At 68.8% G+C, this 15,395-nt stretch carries 16 protein-coding genes; 4 read left to right on the top strand and 12 right to left on the bottom strand.

The window, feature by feature from the left end:
- The 3 genes from BLW76_RS41240 to BLW76_RS41250 form a co-directional block, all read right to left on the bottom strand.
- Positions 1 to 1,128 (bottom strand): AAA family ATPase, encoded by a 1,128-nt coding sequence (locus BLW76_RS41240; RefSeq protein WP_091317563.1) that lies wholly within the window; start codon positions 1,126 to 1,128, stop codon positions 1 to 3.
- Positions 1,106 to 2,572: a VMAP-C domain-containing protein gene (locus tag BLW76_RS41245; protein ID WP_244170561.1), complete on the bottom strand. Its 1,467-nt coding sequence runs from the start codon at positions 2,570 to 2,572 to the stop codon at positions 1,106 to 1,108. The genes BLW76_RS41240 and BLW76_RS41245 overlap by 23 nt, the downstream gene beginning before the upstream one ends.
- Positions 2,573 to 2,682: 110 nt before the next feature.
- On the bottom strand, positions 2,683 to 3,531 hold the full coding sequence (locus BLW76_RS41250) for an effector-associated domain 2-containing protein (RefSeq protein WP_244170562.1): 849 nt from the start codon (positions 3,529 to 3,531) through the stop codon (positions 2,683 to 2,685).
- A gap of 195 nt (positions 3,532 to 3,726) precedes the next feature.
- Here BLW76_RS41250 and BLW76_RS41255 point away from each other — a divergent pair, with 195 nt between their 5' ends.
- The 3 genes from BLW76_RS41255 (at position 3,727) to BLW76_RS41265 (ending at position 7,554) form a co-directional block, all read left to right on the top strand.
- Positions 3,727 to 4,932 carry a low temperature requirement protein A gene (locus BLW76_RS41255; RefSeq protein WP_091317567.1) on the top strand — a complete coding sequence of 402 codons (1,206 nt, stop codon included), beginning with the start codon at positions 3,727 to 3,729 and terminating at the stop codon, positions 4,930 to 4,932.
- A gap of 99 nt (positions 4,933 to 5,031) precedes the next feature.
- Positions 5,032 to 6,327, top strand: a complete 1,296-nt coding sequence (locus BLW76_RS41260; protein WP_091317568.1) for an acyl-CoA dehydrogenase family protein — start codon at positions 5,032 to 5,034, stop codon at positions 6,325 to 6,327.
- A 21-nt stretch (positions 6,328 to 6,348) separates the two neighbouring features.
- The gene (locus tag BLW76_RS41265; RefSeq protein WP_091317569.1) at positions 6,349 to 7,554 is read left to right on the top strand and encodes an acyl-CoA dehydrogenase family protein; all 1,206 of its coding nucleotides are present in this window, start codon (positions 6,349 to 6,351) and stop codon (positions 7,552 to 7,554) included.
- A gap of 91 nt (positions 7,555 to 7,645) precedes the next feature.
- On the opposite strand, the gene BLW76_RS41270 is transcribed toward BLW76_RS41265, so the two are convergent.
- The 9 genes from BLW76_RS41270 to BLW76_RS41310 form a co-directional block, all read right to left on the bottom strand.
- Positions 7,646 to 8,896, bottom strand: a complete 1,251-nt coding sequence (locus BLW76_RS41270) for a tyrosine-type recombinase/integrase (protein WP_091317571.1) — start codon at positions 8,894 to 8,896, stop codon at positions 7,646 to 7,648.
- Positions 8,848 to 9,066, bottom strand: coding sequence for a helix-turn-helix domain-containing protein (locus tag BLW76_RS41275; RefSeq protein ID WP_425266069.1), 219 nt, complete (start codon positions 9,064 to 9,066; stop codon positions 8,848 to 8,850). The genes BLW76_RS41270 and BLW76_RS41275 overlap by 49 nt, the downstream gene beginning before the upstream one ends.
- A 32-nt stretch (positions 9,067 to 9,098) precedes the next feature.
- Positions 9,099 to 10,694 (bottom strand): replication initiator, encoded by a 1,596-nt coding sequence (locus BLW76_RS41280; protein ID WP_091317575.1) that lies wholly within the window; start codon positions 10,692 to 10,694, stop codon positions 9,099 to 9,101.
- Entirely contained in the window at positions 10,694 to 11,080 is a 387-nt protein-coding gene (locus tag BLW76_RS41285; protein WP_091317576.1) for a hypothetical protein, read from the bottom strand. Before BLW76_RS41285 ends, BLW76_RS41280 begins: the two co-directional genes overlap by 1 nt.
- Positions 11,077 to 12,630: an FtsK/SpoIIIE domain-containing protein gene (locus BLW76_RS41290; RefSeq protein ID WP_091317578.1), complete on the bottom strand. Its 1,554-nt coding sequence runs from the start codon at positions 12,628 to 12,630 to the stop codon at positions 11,077 to 11,079. Before BLW76_RS41290 ends, BLW76_RS41285 begins: the two co-directional genes overlap by 4 nt.
- 334 nt (positions 12,631 to 12,964) lie before the next feature.
- The gene (locus BLW76_RS41295; protein WP_167384895.1) at positions 12,965 to 13,216 is read right to left on the bottom strand and encodes an AMED_5909 family protein; all 252 of its coding nucleotides are present in this window, start codon (positions 13,214 to 13,216) and stop codon (positions 12,965 to 12,967) included.
- The gene (locus tag BLW76_RS41300) at positions 13,197 to 13,463 is read right to left on the bottom strand and encodes a hypothetical protein (RefSeq protein ID WP_091317580.1); all 267 of its coding nucleotides are present in this window, start codon (positions 13,461 to 13,463) and stop codon (positions 13,197 to 13,199) included. Before BLW76_RS41300 ends, BLW76_RS41295 begins: the two co-directional genes overlap by 20 nt.
- A 246-nt stretch (positions 13,464 to 13,709) precedes the next feature.
- Positions 13,710 to 14,162, bottom strand: coding sequence for a hypothetical protein (locus BLW76_RS41305; RefSeq protein WP_091317581.1), 453 nt, complete (start codon positions 14,160 to 14,162; stop codon positions 13,710 to 13,712).
- Between the two features lie 22 nt (positions 14,163 to 14,184).
- Positions 14,185 to 14,409: a hypothetical protein gene (locus BLW76_RS41310; RefSeq protein WP_086864326.1), complete on the bottom strand. Its 225-nt coding sequence runs from the start codon at positions 14,407 to 14,409 to the stop codon at positions 14,185 to 14,187.
- A 238-nt stretch (positions 14,410 to 14,647) separates the two neighbouring features.
- Between BLW76_RS41310 and BLW76_RS41315 the strand changes: the two genes are divergently transcribed.
- On the top strand, positions 14,648 to 15,391 hold the full coding sequence (locus BLW76_RS41315; protein ID WP_091317583.1) for a DUF5919 domain-containing protein: 744 nt from the start codon (positions 14,648 to 14,650) through the stop codon (positions 15,389 to 15,391).
- Positions 15,392 to 15,395: the final 4 nt, after the last annotated feature.

The raw sequence follows: 15,395 nt of genomic DNA on the forward strand, positions 1-15,395 counted from the left end.
TCATTGCACCGCCGACAGACGCTGCCAAAGCGCGTCCACCAGCCGCTCCCACGTCGCGTCGCCGCGGTAGGCGCCGGACGTGGCGAGGTACATGGCATCCAAGAGCTTCCCGCTGGGCAGGCGGTCGTCGCCGGACGCGCTGCGCCGCACGAACTGTTCGATCAGCTCGTTCTGCAAACCGTCGCCGAGCTTGCGCCGGTTCTCCTCCGAATCGTGCAGGTGGGCGACGACCATCGCGGCCAATTGCTCCGGGTCCGGGTCCGGCATTTCCAGCTGCAGGCAGCGCCGCAGGAAAGCCGGGGGAAATTCCCGTTCTCCATTGCTGGTGATGATGACAATCGGAAACGCGTGACACCTGACCCGACCGCCGACGACCGATGCCGTCTCGCCGGGGTCGTCGGTGAACACCGTCGCTTCGGGGGTGTGACTGCGGATGCGCTCGAGTTCGGGAACGCGGAATTCGCCGTCTTCGAAAATGCTGAGGAGATCGTTCGGGAGATCGGCTTCGCTCTTGTCGAGCTCGTCGATCAGCAGGACGCGCGGGACCCGGCGCGGCAGGAAGGCGGTGCCGAGCACACCGAGCCGGAGAAACTCGCCGATCGGCGGCTCCGGCTCGGGACTGGCGCGCTCGCCGCGGGCGGCGAACCGGGCGCTCGCCGCCTGGATCCGGCCGATGGCGTCGTAGTGGTAGAGCCCGGAGTTCAGCGTGGTCCGGCTGGTGATCGGCCAGCGCAGGACCCGGCCCAGCTGCAGTTCGGCGGCCAGCCGGTAGGCGAGCGTGGACTTCCCGGTGCCCGGGTGACCGGTGACGAGCAAGGGCCGCCGGAGGTAGAGGGCCGCGTTGATCATGTCCAGCTCGGCCGGACCAGTGCGTTGAGCCGATTGCGAATGCTCGCTCCCGAGCCGCCGGGCGACGTCGTGGTCGTCCCGCGGCGGGTCGTCCGACTCCGGCAGGGGGCCACCGTCGAAGTCCCGCCACGGCGGTGGCGGCGGCAGGATATCCGTCAGTCCGAGGTCGTGGATCGGGCGGCCGGTGCCGCGGTAGACCCACCAGTCCGACGACGCGAGACGGGACGCGTCGCGGACCTGCGCCGCCTCGTCCCCGTCAAGACGCTCGCTCTCGGTCATCCCGGATGTCCCCTCGCTGCCACGGGAAAGCCGGTGGCTGGTCAAGAACGAGACGGCTCGGATCGTCCCACAGCACCACCAGATCCCGCACTGGATTATCCCGATGAAAGGCGGTTTCGGGAAGACTGGCGTGCACTCTGAATTCCTTTGCCCGCTTGGGAAGATCGCCCAGGCCGGATTCGCCCTTGGCGAACTCGGCGATCAACTCCCGAAGTACGTCGAGCGGCGCGTCGGGGTGCCATAGTACAGCCGGGATACCCGACCGCAAAGCCGCTGTCAGGCTGTCTCCGTCCCCGCCCGCTTCCCGCAGCGGAGCCGAACCGAGGACCACCAGCCCCCAGCGGAGGTCGGAAAGAACCACGTCAAGCCCCGAAGCCTGAGTACCGTTTTCGTAGTACACGCACTCCGCGGACGGGTTCGCCATGAACGCCTCCCAGTGCTGGTTCCACACCCGGTGCCAGTGCTTCGAACGCATGCGCTCCAGCGAACGGACGGAAATGAGGTAGTCGATCGAAAGCGGCCGCGGCATGCCGGATTCGTGTTCGCGGTGCCAGAGCTGCACGGGAAGGTTCAACAGCGCCCGCGGGAGCACGAACTCGAGGGCGACCGAACCCCGGTGGTCGGCCCAGACGCGTTCCGCGTCGACCACCAGGCCGTCGACGTATCGTTCGAGGTCGGCCGCCCGCACCTCCGCCGTGCCGCCGTGCGGTGGTGGCCATTCCCCGGGAAGCCGTTGACACCAATGGGAAACCTGGTATAGCTCCGGGTCTATCCCATCATGGTCGACCAGGATCATCAAGTGCAGCCGCCCTTCCTTCGACGGCATGGCGATCGTGGCTCGACGGGCTCTCAGCTGGGCTTCCAGTTGCAACCGCCGGGCCTGGTAGTCGTTCCACTCGGTCAGCTTCAGTCCCAGTTCGCCGCCGCACTGGTGGGCGACGAGCTCGAGGAGCGTGAACGCCGGCGGAATACCATCGGTGTCCGCGTTGAAAGAGGCCAAATGAGTGAAGGCTTCCCACGCGGTGCGCACCTTGGGTGGCAACGGCGCCCCGAGCCCGCTCGCCCGGCGCACCAGCTCGCCGAGCCGGGGCACCTCGAAGTCGGCCAGCCACTGGTGCAACCGGTCGCGATCGGCGCGCGGCAGCAGGTCCAGCACCCGCGGCCGTTCGACCAGGTCGCGGACGCGCTCGGACTCCGGCGACCCGGGCCGCATGAAGGCGACGGCGCCGACCAGCGCCTGCATTCCGTTCTGATAGCGCTCGCAGGCGGAAACGACTTCGATCAGCGAACTGCGCGGGGTGGGGTGCCGGGGAACCGCCAGATCGACGCCGAGGGTCTTCCCGACGAGGCTGACCACCACGGCCAGTTCCTCCGCCAGGCCGGCCTCGGCCAGCACGTCGACAACGGCTTCTCCGATCACGTGTCCCGCCACCTGGCCCAGCACCCCCTACCCACCTCGCTCGGGACGGAACCGGCGTCATCGCCCCTGCGGATCGAACGCAGTTGCGCAGATCTTACCCGGCAAAAGGGCCGCCGCCTGTTGCCAAAAAGATGTCACGACGGGCTCTCAACCGGCCAGTTGCCCACGCGTTCGACCAGCCGCCGCACCGGTACCGACCCCGGTTCCAGCATTTGCACCGCCGCGACGAGTTCGGCTAGCCCGCCGCGATAACGCAGACAGGTTCCGGCGATCTCCAGGACATGCAGCCGGGTTTGCGGGTGATATGCCACGACCGTCGCGATCTCCGGCCGGAGCCGCTTCAGCAGCATTCTCCGGCTGCTTTCCTCGGTGACGGCCGGAATGCCGAGGAGCAGTTCCGTCAGTTCCAACACGCGGTCGATGGCGGGCTCGGCGGGGGATGGCACGGCCCGCAGGTCCGGACGGTGCTCGCCCTCGGGCGCACCGCCGAGGAGCCGCAGCCACGCGACCGTGGACGTCTCCTTCGTGGTGACCGGGATCCGGCGGTACTCGGCGGGCGCCGCCGCCGGGTCCTGGAGCACGACTTCCTGGTAGAACACGTCCGTCGCCAGCAGCGCCAGTTCCGCGCCCGTCAGGTTCTGGGCCTTCTTCGCTTCCGCGGCATCGAGCACGCGGAAGGTGAAGCTCACCGCCTTGCCGACCGATCCGTGGCTCGCGCGCTGCACTTCACCGGCGTGGAGCGCGAGGCGCAGCCGGATCTGCGCCGGTTCGGAGTGCACGGCGTTGTGCCGGCGCAGGTCGGCGTGCATGCGTTCGGGCAGTTGCGCCACCAGGTCGACCTTCGCGATGTCGGGCGGCAGCAGGATCATCGCGCCGTCACCGGTGTTCTCCACGAAACAGACGTCCCAGGGGATCCCTGTCTCGGCGAAGCCGCCCTTGAGGACACGCCACAGGCCGTCGTGCACCTCGCGCAGGTGCGCCATGGTCCGGTCCGGGTGGTTGTACCCGGCGACGTCCACGGTCATGATCGTCCGGTGCAGCGCGGCTGGATAGGAAACCACGACACCCTCCCCACGTCCCGCGCTCATTGTCCCAGACCCATGCACCCTCGGCCATGTTCGCGCGGGGCGTTACGACAAAACCGGCCCTCCTTGACCTTGTTTCGTCCATAATTCGGCGTGCCCACGAGACGTCTTCACCTGGTGAGCGCGGATGAGGACCACCGCGTCTCGACCATCGAGCTCTTCTTCGACCTGGTCTTCGTCTACGCCATCACCCAGACCACGCAGCTGATGGCCGACCACCTCAGCCCCGCCGGGGTGGGGCAGGGGCTGGTCATGCTCGCCGTCCTGTGGTGGTGCTGGTGCTCCTATGCCTGGCTCGGGAACACCGTCCACGTCGACCACGGCGTCGCGCGGCTGGCGATGTTCGGTGCCATGGCCGTCATGTTCCTGGTTTCGCTCACCATCCCGGAAGCCTTCGTCGACCATCCCGGTGGGTTGTTCGCGCCCGCGTTGTTCGTCGTCTGCTACGCGCTCGTGCGGCTGCTGCACCTCGCCGCCTACCTGGGCGCGGCGAAACACGACCCGGGGCTGCGGCGGGTGCTGCTCAAGATGTTCGTCGGGCTGCTGCCCAGCGTCGGGCTGCTCGGCGTGGCCGCCTTCCTCGACGGGCCGTGGCAGCTGGGGCTGTGGGTCGTCGCGCTGCTCGTCGACTACCTCAACGTCTACCTCGCCGGGCCCGATGGGTGGCGGCTCAACGCGCCCGCGCACTTCGCCGAGCGGTTCGGGCTCATCGTGATCATCGCGCTCGGCGAATCCATCGTCGCGATCGGCATCGGGATCGGGTCGCTGCCGATGTCGTGGCTGGTCACCGGGGCGGCCGTGTGCGGGCTGGCGCTGGCGGCCGGGATGTGGTGGACCTACTTCGACGTCGTCGCGCGCGTGTCCGAGCACCGGCTCACCCAGGCCACCGGGACCGAACGCACGAAGCTCGCCACCGACTCCTACACCTTCCTGCACCTGCCGCTGATCGCCGGGATCGTGCTCGTCGCCCTCGGGCTCAAGAAGGCCTTCCTCTACATCGCAGACACCGAGCACCACACGCCCGGCGAGGCGCTGCACGGCGTGCCGATCTGGACGCTGACCGGCGGGCTCGCGCTCTACCTGATCGCGCTCAGTGCCCTGCGCAAGCGCAACCTCGGCAGCTGGAACGTCCAGCGGCTCGTCGCCGGGGTGCTGCTCGTCGCGGCGACGCCGTTGCTCGAACACGTGCCCGCCGCCGCGCTGCTGCTGGTCGTGGCCGCCCTGGTGCTCGGGCTCATCACTTTCGAGCGCATCCGGTTCGCCGAGTGGCGCAGGAAGGTACACACCGCCCACCCGTGAGCGACCCGCACTGGCGCTATCCCGGCTCCCGGGTTAACCTACTCGCGAGTAGGTAACGGGATGGAGGGCCACATGGCTGCGCCAAGGAAACGGGACGCGATGGGCTGGGGCCTGTCCGCGCTGACCCGGCTGGCCGGGAGCAAGGTCGTCGATCGGGCCGGGCTGCGCAAGCCCCTGGAAGGCCTGGTCACCGCGGGGACGCGCAACGGCTTCCGCGTCGCCGGCGCGGCGACCCGGTCGTTCAAGTCGGTGCAGAAGCTGGGCAAGCCCGCCCGGCTCACGCCGGCCGCCGACACCGGGCTGTTCGACCTCACGCCGACCGAGGACCAGCAGCTCATCGTCGAAACGGTGACCGAGTTCGCCGCCGAGCAGCTGCGGCCCGCCGCCGCGGACGCCGACGCCAAGCTCGAGGCCCCCGAAGGCCTGCTGAGCCGGGCCGCCGAGCTGGGCATCAGCCTGGTCGGCATCCCCGAGGAGCTCGGCGGCGTCGGCACGGAACGCTCGGTCGTCACCAACGCGCTCGTCGCGGAAGCGCTTGCCCACGGCGACATGGGCCTGGCCGTGGCCGTGCTGGCGCCATCCGCCGTGAGCACCGCCCTGGTCAGCTGGGGCGACGAGCAGCAGCAGGCCGACTACCTGCCCGCGTTCACCGGCGAGCACGTCCCGGCCGCCGCGCTGGCGCTGCAGGAGCAGAAAGCGCTCTACGACCCCTTCAAGCCCGCGACGAAGGCCCGCCGCACCCCCAAGGGCTACCGGCTCGACGGCGTGAAGGCGCTGGTCCCGCGGGCGACGCAGGCCGAGCTGTTCATCGTGTCGGCCGACCTCGAAGGCCGCGGCCCGGCGCTGTTCCTCGTCGAGTCGTCGAGCGCCGGGGTGTCCATCGAGGCCGAGCCGGCGATGGGCCTGCGCGGCGCCGCGACCGGCAAGCTGCACCTCGAACACGTCAACCTGCCCGCGGGCGCCCTGCTCGGCGGCGGGAAAGCGGACGTCTTCGCCGAGGTCGTCCGGCTGTCGCGGCTGGGCTGGGCGGCGCTGGCCGCCGGCACCGCGAAGGCCGTCCTCGACTACGTCGTCCCCTACGTCAACGAGCGGGTGGCGTTCGGCGAGCCGATCAGCCACCGGCAGGCGGTGGCGTTCTCCGTCGCCGACATCGCGATCGAGCTGGAAGGGCTGCGGCTGGTGACCCTGCGCGCCGCGGCGCGGGCCGAGCAGGGCAAGCCCTACGCCCGCGAGGTCGCGCTGGCGCGGAAGCTGGCCGTGGACAAGGGCATGCAGATCGGCAGCGCGGGCGTGCAGCTGCTCGGCGGGCACGGCTTCGTCAAGGAGCACCCGGTCGAGCGCTGGTACCGGGACCTGCGCGCCATCGGCGTCATGGAAGGCGCCGTCCTTCTCTAGGCTTCGGAAAGGCTTTGGATCATGATCAACCTGGAAGTCCCCAAGAAGGCCGGCGCGCTGATCAACCAGGCGTATCAGGCCGCGGCCGAGGTGTTCCGGCCGATCTCGCGCAAGTACGACCGCGCGGAACACACGTACCCGACCGAGCTCGACATGTTCGCGGCGCTGCTGGACGGCTTGAATTCGTCCGGCGAGGGCGGCGCGGGCGCGGCCGGCGTCCGGCGGTCCGTTTCCGAGAAGGAAGAGAAGGGCAACCGCAACGGCGCCAACCTGAACGTCGTCCTCGGCACGATCGAGATGTGCTGGGGCGACGTCGGCCTGCTGCTGTCGATGCCGCGACAGGGCCTGGGCAACGCGGCGATCAGCTCGGTGGCCACGGACGAGCAGCTGGAGCGCTTCTCCGGCATGTGGGCGGCGATGGCGATCACCGAGCCGGGCTTCGGCTCGGACTCGGCGGCGGTCAGCACGACGGCCCGCCTCGACGGCGACCACTACGTGCTGAACGGCGAGAAGATCTTCGTGACGTCGGGCGAGCGCGCGGACGCGGTGGTCGTGTGGGCGACGCTGGACAAGTCCAAGGGCCGCGCGGCGATCAAGTCGTTCGTGGTCGAGAAGGGCACGCCGGGCTTCGAGGTGGTGCGCACCGAGCACAAGCTCGGCATCCGCGCGTCCGACACGGCGGTGCTGCGCTTCGAGAACTGCCGCGTCCCTCGCGAGAACCTGCTGGGCACGCCGGAGATCGACACGAAAAAGGGTTTCGCGGGCGTCATGCAGACGTTCGACAACACCCGCCCCCTGGTGGCGGCCATGGCGATCGGCGTGGCCCGCGCGGCCCTCGACGAGACGCGCCGGATCCTCACCTCCGCCGGCATCACGATCGACTACGACCGCCCGGCCAACTCCCAGCACGCAGCGGCGGCGGAGTTCCTGCGCCTGGAAGCCGACTACGAGTCGGCGTACCTGCTGACGCTCGAGTCGGCTTGGATGGCGGACAACCGCCAGCCGAACTCGCTGCAGGCGTCGATGGCGAAGGCCAAGGCGGGGCGCTCGGTGGTGGAGATCGCGCTGAAGTGCGTCGAGCTGACCGGGGCGTACAGCGAGGAGTCGCTGCTCGAGAAGTGGGCTCGGGACGCGAAGATTCTGGACATCTTCGAGGGCACGCAGCAGATCCAGCAGCTGATCGTGGCCCGCCGGATCCTGGGGAAGACTTCGGCCGAGCTGAAGTAGTTGTGACGCAACGGAAAGCCGCCCGGCCGCTTGCCCTTCTCGGGGCTCTGCGACCGGGCGGCTTTCGCGTCGGCGGGGACCGGTTTCATGATCAGGCCGCCTCCAGGCCGTCATCGAAGGCAGGCCGTCCGAATACCGCGTCGACGGCCTCCCGTGCCCGCTGGTGGCTCGACGGGACGAGGTGCGTGTACGTCCGGAGCGTGAAGCCCGGGTCCGCGTGCCCGAGGTAGTCGGCCAGCTCCGCGATCGAGACCGCACGGGCCAGGAGCGTCGAGGCGTAGAAGTGACGGAGCGCATGCATCCCGTCCGCGCGACCCCGGTACGCGATCCTGGCTGCCCGGAACGCTCCGTGCCAGACGACCTTCGTGAACAGGTCCCCGGAGTACAGCCGGCCACCCTCCCCGGTCATCAGCAGCCGCGCCGTCACCGGATCACCGTCCGCGCTCTGCCAGGGCAGTGTCACGGCCACGGACGGGAACCGGTCCTCATGGTCGTCGATCTCGGCCAGCATGGCGGCCGACAGCGGGATAGTTCGCTCCTTTCCCCGCTTGGGGAGCGCGAACATCATCACGCCCCTGACCGTCTTGATCTGTCGACGGATGCGCACGGTCATCGCTGTCCGGTCGACGTCGTCGGGCGAGAAACCTAGAATCTCGCCCTGCCGCAGCCCGAAACCGGCACCGAGCGGAACCGCGATCTTGAACCGGTCCGCGAGCCCCGACCGCACGGCCTGAACACGTTCCTCCGGCCACACGACGATCGGCGGGCTACTCGCGACCGGCCGCCGCACGGTCTTCGCGTGGCACGGATTCTCACGAATCCGACGGTCATCCACGGCCGAATCCATCACACCGGACACGGTGTTGAACAAGACCGCCTGGTAGTTGTCCGAGAGCTTCCGCTCTTCCATCGAGCCGACCCAGTCACGAATGGTCGACGGCTTGATCTGCCCAACCTTCTTGGTCTCGAAGACCGGGTAGATCTGGCTTTCAAGCCGACTGAGGATGGTCGACCGCGTGCCCGGGTCCGGAGACTGGCTCTTCACCCAGCTCTCCGCCTGCTGGCGAAACGTCGTCATCGAGGCCCGCGGATCGATGTACTTGTCTTCCCGCTTGTCGGACTCGACGCCGATCAAGAAGTCCTCAGCGCGCTTCTTCTGCTTGTCCGCGAACGACTTCGAGCGCTCGTTGTTGTCCGGGTCGAGGTACCGGACCTTGTACCGCAACCCGATGCCGTACAGCTCGGACCGTTCCATGACGGGCTTGCCCCGCGCGTTGAGGATGACCTTCCCGGTCATCGCATCCCGCGCGGGGCGATACCAACGGTCCTGAATATGCCCCACCAGGCCGCCTCCGCATCGACCCAGGCGCGCAGCTTGGCCGGGTCATAGCGCAGGTGCCGGCCGATCTTCTTGACCGGCGGGCCCTCACCGCGCCATTTCCACTGGTAGAGCGTCTTCACCGGGACACCGAGGTAGTCCGAGACGTCCTCGACGGTCCAGAGCCGGTTCATGTTGCTGATGTTGTTCATTGCTCCCCCTTTGATCAGGCCGCGAGCCCAGTTGCCGAAGTTTCTGGAGGTCTCTCAGCCGCGAGCAGCGCCCGGTCGTACTCGGCCTTCCACGTGATCCGCTCCGCGATGGCGCGCATCACCAGGTGCGGCCGGGGCGGAACCTGCGGGTCGCCCGGCTCGACCTTCCGCCAGACCTGTTGCGACCGGTCGGCGGCCGGTTTCTCGATGCCGACGGCCGCGAGCGCCTGGAGCACGAACGTCCGCCGGTCGGCCTTGTGGTCGACCAGCGTCTTGCCCGACCACTTCCGCGAGACCAGGACGCGGCGGCCGGGCAGTCCGAGCGTGGTCCGCCGGTGAGCCCTGCCCTTGCAGTGCCCCGGGGTGGTCTTGCCCGTGACGCCCTTGGGCTGGATGCCGTAGAGCAGCCAGACCGCGCAGCGCGGCGAGCACGGTGTAACCGCCAGCTCGGCTTGCAGCCGGTCGTGGTGATCGGCCTGGGCCGCGCTGTCTGCCTCGACCACTTCACCGGTGGACTTGGTGAGGTACTTGGTCAGGTAGCCGATGTGGCGGCCGGCCTCTTCGGTGCCGCCGAGGATGCCCTTCGAGTGGACTTGCCGCCCGAACGTGACGACATGCGCCGGATGCTCGACGGCCTCCACCGCGTCGTCCCACCGGGCCAGCGGCCGACGTGTCTCCGGGTCGACGAAGCCGGTATCCGGACCGTCCCAGACCGGCCGCCTGTCGACGTAAACGATCTCGTCATGAGCAGGCCACCACACCTGGTGATAGGTGGCTTCGGTGACCTGACGGATCACGTCATGCGGCACCGAACCCCGAATAGCCGCGTGCAGATGCGGAGCGGCCCGACGCTGAGGCTCAACCGTGGCAAAGTACTGAGCGTCCCAGCCGACGACCCGGCGCAGGTTCTGCCACCACCGGTCCACCAGCGCCGAGAAGTGCACCGCGTCCCTGGCCGCCCGCCGGTAGTCATATCGACTTGGGTCGACCGGCGATCCATCGCCACGGACCGGACCATAGGTGTCGCAGGTCAACGTGACGAACATCGACGGCCGGAACTTCCCCGCGAACTCACGCCCAACCGTCGTCTTCGCGACCTTCCGCCGAGGCAGGTTCGGAGCGTCCTGCCGACGACGGGTCGAACGCTTCACCGCCCGCTTGGTCGGCACGTCCAGGGCGGGCAGCCGGCCCCGCATCCCGAGTTGCCGAAGTTCCGCATCAACCCCGGCGACCTCCTCCCGCAGCTCTTCGGCCTCCGCCGGGTCGTGCTCGACCACCTCCCGGTAAGCCGCCACCAAGTCGGCGCGGTAGGTCAGCAGCTCCGTGTGGTCCTCCGAGGGTGGCTCGGCTGCGAGGGTGGGCTCTTCGGTCAGGTGCCAGCCCTCACGGCACTGGGCCTGCCGAAGCGCCTTCGCCTTCCGCGCGCACGGCAGGCACACCGATTCCACAGTGGACCCGCACGGCACCGGCACGTAGCGCAGTTCGCCGGTCTCGGTGTCGCCCACCTCCATCGTGAACGGGCGGACGCAGACGCCGTGCTTCTCCGCCGTCGCCCGGATCACGTCGGCAGCCAGCGGGGTCCGCATCCGTTCGGCGCGTGTCTCGCTCATCAGGCCGCCACCTCCCCCGGCGTCGACCAGCCGCGCAGCAGGTAGACCGGCATGTCCTGCTTCGCTCCGGCCGGGAGGGCTGGGAAGGTGCTCGGCTCGAAGCGGACCACGCCGAACACCAGGACCGGGATGCCGCAGGGCGTTCGTCCGCTGATCGACAGGTGCACCCACTTGCCGTCACACAGCCGCCACAGCCGGGCCGAGACGTCCTCGAGCGTCTGGCTCCACACCAGCAGCGCCCGCGACACCTCCGGCAGACCGTCCACGTCGAGCTGAACAGTGATCGGACTCGACCAGGCGTTGACGTCAACCGAGGCGACCGGCGGCAGCTGATAGGAGTCGAGGTGATCGCGGATGGCGTCGAGGAAGATCATCAGCCGGTTCACGCGGCCACCCCCTCACCGCCGTGTCGCAGATCCGCAACACCACCATTGGTCACGTACGCCTCCAGCGCCTTCACCGTGGCGTCGGAGACCCACCCGGCGCGGATACGCAGCGGCTCACGGATGCCTTCACCCCACACGTAGCCCACGCCGGCCTCCGAGTCGCCGATCCGGTTCGCCCACGCCCCGCGCTCGTACGCCCCGTCCCCGAGCACCATGCCGACGTGCGTCTTGGACGTGACCCGCAGGCACACCCGCCGGGTGAACAGCTCCCGGACCGGGACGGTGTCCTTGGTGGGCTCCTGCACGTAGCCACGGACCGAGATCCCCAGCGCCCGGCCCTGGGTGGTCAGCAGCGCGACACGCTCCACAATGGCCTCACGGGTCTTACGGTCGGTGTACTTGGTCAGCGCGCCGATCTCGTCGAACTCCAACAGCTCCAACGGATACTCCGTCGACACCGGAATAGTCCGCAGCCGACCGGCGAAGGCCCGCTTGCGGGATTCCATCTCCTCCACCAGACCGTCGAGCAGTTCGACCGCGTCCTTGCCACCGACCGCGTAGCGGGAGAAGATCCCGCGCCCGTAGGCCAGCTCCATGCCCTTCGGGTCGATCCCGGACATACGCACCACCCCGGCCCGGATCGCCGGAGCCGCCGCCACCAGTGGGCACCACATGACGCTGTTCTTCCCCGCGCCCGAGGCACCGGCGGTCAGGCAGTGCGCACCGGAGCCCAGCAGTGGGACGCGCCAGTCACGGCCGTACTCGGTCCGCCCGGCCCAGACGTTGCGCAGGTCCACGCCGGTCGAGTCGACGCCGTCCGGGACCTGGGGGCCGACCACACCTCCGGCGAGCAGGTCACGGCGCTGGAAGTCAATGGACACGACGTTGGGGGCCAGCTCGCGGACCTGGCAGCGAGCGACCTTCCGCGCGACGGCCAAGGCACGAGCCGCGTCGTCGAAGTCCTCCGGCTTCTGCCCGGCCACCAGCTCCACCCGCACCTCATCCCACGAGGCACCCGACCGAACGCCGAGCACCTTGGGCAGCCGCGCGTTCGGCCGGTTCGACGTCGAGCGGGACAGCGCGCGTCGACGGCCGACGAGATTCACGTTCACCACCACCGGCAACGCCTCATCCCGCACCGACAGCCCGCACGCGTGCAGCCACTCCGGCAGCTTCCGCCCGTAGACCGCCCACCGAGCCCACCAGGAGCGCAGGAACCTCCCACACCACTGATCGAACGAGACGGCGTCGATCGCCCACCAAGCCGCGAGGACTGCCGTGACGCTGCTCAGGATGATCGCCAGGGAGAGCCAGCCGACCAGTTCGCACCAGGCGTAGACCGCGACCACGGCGAGACTGGTCCGCCACCGCGTCACGACCTGCGCGAGCATCCAGACCACGGCCTTGCACAGCCACCACAGCGCCACGAACACCACCGCCGCCGCAGCCAGAGCTTCCAGGATCGACGCCAGAGCGCGGCCGATCTTGTGCAGCACCCACACACCCAGCCCCAGCCCAGCCAGGGCGACCACGGCGAAGCCGGGAGACATCACCGACCACCCCGCTTCACGTCGAGGTCCAGCGGCAGCATCCCCAAGCAGGGAGCGCATTTGGTCTCGCCGGGCAGGAGTTTGGCGAATCGTTTGCAGGAGGCGCAGCGCGTTCGGGTGACCCCCGTTGACGCTCGCCGGTTGTCGTCGTTTAGCGTTGTCATTGTTCACTTCCGCTGGTTGTGGACAGCGCAGGAGCGGCAAGGTTGGTAGCCAGGTTCCGCTTCTGCGCCTTAACGGATCACACGCCCCCACATCAGGACGTGCTTCATTGCCGCGCGGCATAGCGTGCGTTTTCGTTACTGCTGTTGACTTTTTGGTCGTCTACATGCGACTAGTCAGCGGGTGTCGCTTCCGCCTGGAGTTCCGCCGAGATCTCACCCGCCTTCCGCTCCTCGTATCCGGCCCAGTACAACGCCTCATGGTGATGCCCCCGGTCGACGTCCGCGATCGCCTTGTACAGCCGCGCGTTGCCGAGCCGGAACGCCAGCCACACCGAGGAGTTCGCGTCGTTCGGTGGCCGGCGGTCCATCACGACCTCGTGGGCCTCCCGCAGCGTCCTCGGCTCACCCCTGCGCACGATCACGCCTCTCCGCGCGGGCTTCCAGCAGCACCGCCAGTTCCTCGGCGTGGTCGCGGAGCCGACGAAGGAACACCGCGCACCCCGTCCACGCGGTCTGGTCCTCCGGCGGCACCAGCGTCACCACGCACAGCCCACCAGCCAGCACCAGGACCGGCGGATGTGACGCGCCCGTCCCGGTCTCCTCCACCGTCACCTCGGTCCCCGCGCCCACCGTCCAGCGCAGCCCCAGCCCGTCCCACGTTGCCGTCATGCTCTTCCCACTCCCGGGCCAGGTCGGCGAACCCCTCGGCCGCCGACTCCAACGCCGCCACACACCACCACGGCAACCCGCGCACCTGCGCCAGCTCGTGCCACGCCCGCGACACCCGCCTCGCAGCGTTCGCCGTGTTCGTCGCATTCACCGGCGAGAGAACGGCACGGCCGTGCTCCCACGCGGCCATGTAGTCCCGATACGCCTGCTCCCACGCCTCGACCCGCTCGCGGAAGCCCATGCCTGTCACGCGGCCTTCGCTGTCTCACTGGTCCCGCCTGACCGGGATGGCTTCGCGTTGCTGGTGGCCTGCTTGAAGCCGGTCGCGCGGAACACATACGACTGGTACTTGAACTCGCCCTGACCAGCCACGCGAGGCTCCGCCGTCAAGCCGTCCAGCTCGATCGGCCGCATCCCCGGCAGCGCCTCCGAGGTCGTCGGCACCGGCTGGACGTCGGCGAGAAGGGTGATCTCGAACGAGGCCCGCTTCGCCCGCGTCTCGGCCGGGTCGGTGACCATGACCTTCCACTGCCGCTTCCCGGTCACCTCGTCGACCCGCTGCCGCACCGGGCGATTGGCGGCCCGGTCCTCCCGCGACTGGTACTCGTTGTCCGGCGACACCTCACCCACCATCACCAAGCCCTGCGGAAACGCGTCGTCGAAGTCGATCCCGAACCGGTGTCCCTTGTCGATAGCCATGCTGAATCCCTTATGTCGTCTGTTAGTTGGTTACTTCGGGCGGCTCTCCGCCTCGTGCCGCTGCGGCGTCCAGTGCCGCGCTCACCTCGTCCAGTTCCCTCCGCAGTACGGCAATGGCGTCGGAGTCCACGAGCAGGACCACCGGGAACGCCTTGCCGAACCGGACTTCCGCGCGGTTTGCGTACGTCAGCGCCCGGACACGAATCGGCAGATCAGCCGTGACGTGGATCTGAACCGTGTCGCGCATGCCACGCCGCGCCTACGCCGCACGTCGGCGAGGTACCGCCCGCTTGTCCAAGCCAGCCGGCCGGACAGTCGCTTCAGTGGTCACGCGTTCCTCCTCGGTGTCCTGGCCACCGGGCCTGCCCCGGCAACCTGACACCCAATCTCCGCCAAAACGCGGGACGTGATCACCACGTGGCGGGACATCTTGGGACGTCCCTGGTACCGTCGAAGACGTCCCTACACGTCCCAATGGGGTGCCGATGCCGAACGAACGCCTGCGTGACGCACTACTGCGCAACGGCCTGACCTTGGAGCAGGTCGCCAAGGCCGTCGGCGTCGACCAGAAGACCGTCGAGCGCTGGATCACCAAGAACCGGACGCCCTACCCCAAGCACCGGCACAAGATCGCCGCCATGGCGCGCGAGTCAGAGACCTACCTGTGGCCGGACTCCGTGGCCCCGGAGCGCAAGGCCGAGACGGCCGCCGCCGAGCTGGTGCAGGTCTTCCCGCACCGCAACGCCGTCCCCGTCGAGCTGTGGGACCGGCTCATCAAGGACGCATCGCAGACCGTTGAGATCCTGGTACACGCGGCGTTGTTCCTGGTGGAACGCCCGCGGTTCATCAAGGACCTGGCCGCCAAGGCCGAGGCCGACGCGAAGATCCGGCTCGTATTCGGAGACCCCGAGGGAGACAGCGTCGCGCTGCGCGGTGAGGAAGAGCAGCTCGGCGACGGGACGCTTGCGGCGCGCATCCGCAACGCCCTGGCGTTCTACCGGCCGCTGATCAGAGTCGACGGCGTGGAGATGCGGTTCCACAACACGACGCTCTACAACTCGATCTTCCGATTCGACGACGAGATGATCATCAACACACACGTGTACGGGTTCCAGGGAGCCCACGCCCCGTCCCTCCACCTACGGAGACTGTCCGCCGGGGACCTCTTCGAGACGTACTCGGAGAGTTTCGAGTCAGTCTGGAACCTCGCCAAGCCCGCCACCTTTTAGGAGG

The sequence above is a fragment of the Amycolatopsis tolypomycina genome (genome assembly GCF_900105945.1).
In the GTDB taxonomy this organism is placed as follows: domain Bacteria; phylum Actinomycetota; class Actinomycetes; order Mycobacteriales; family Pseudonocardiaceae; genus Amycolatopsis; species Amycolatopsis tolypomycina.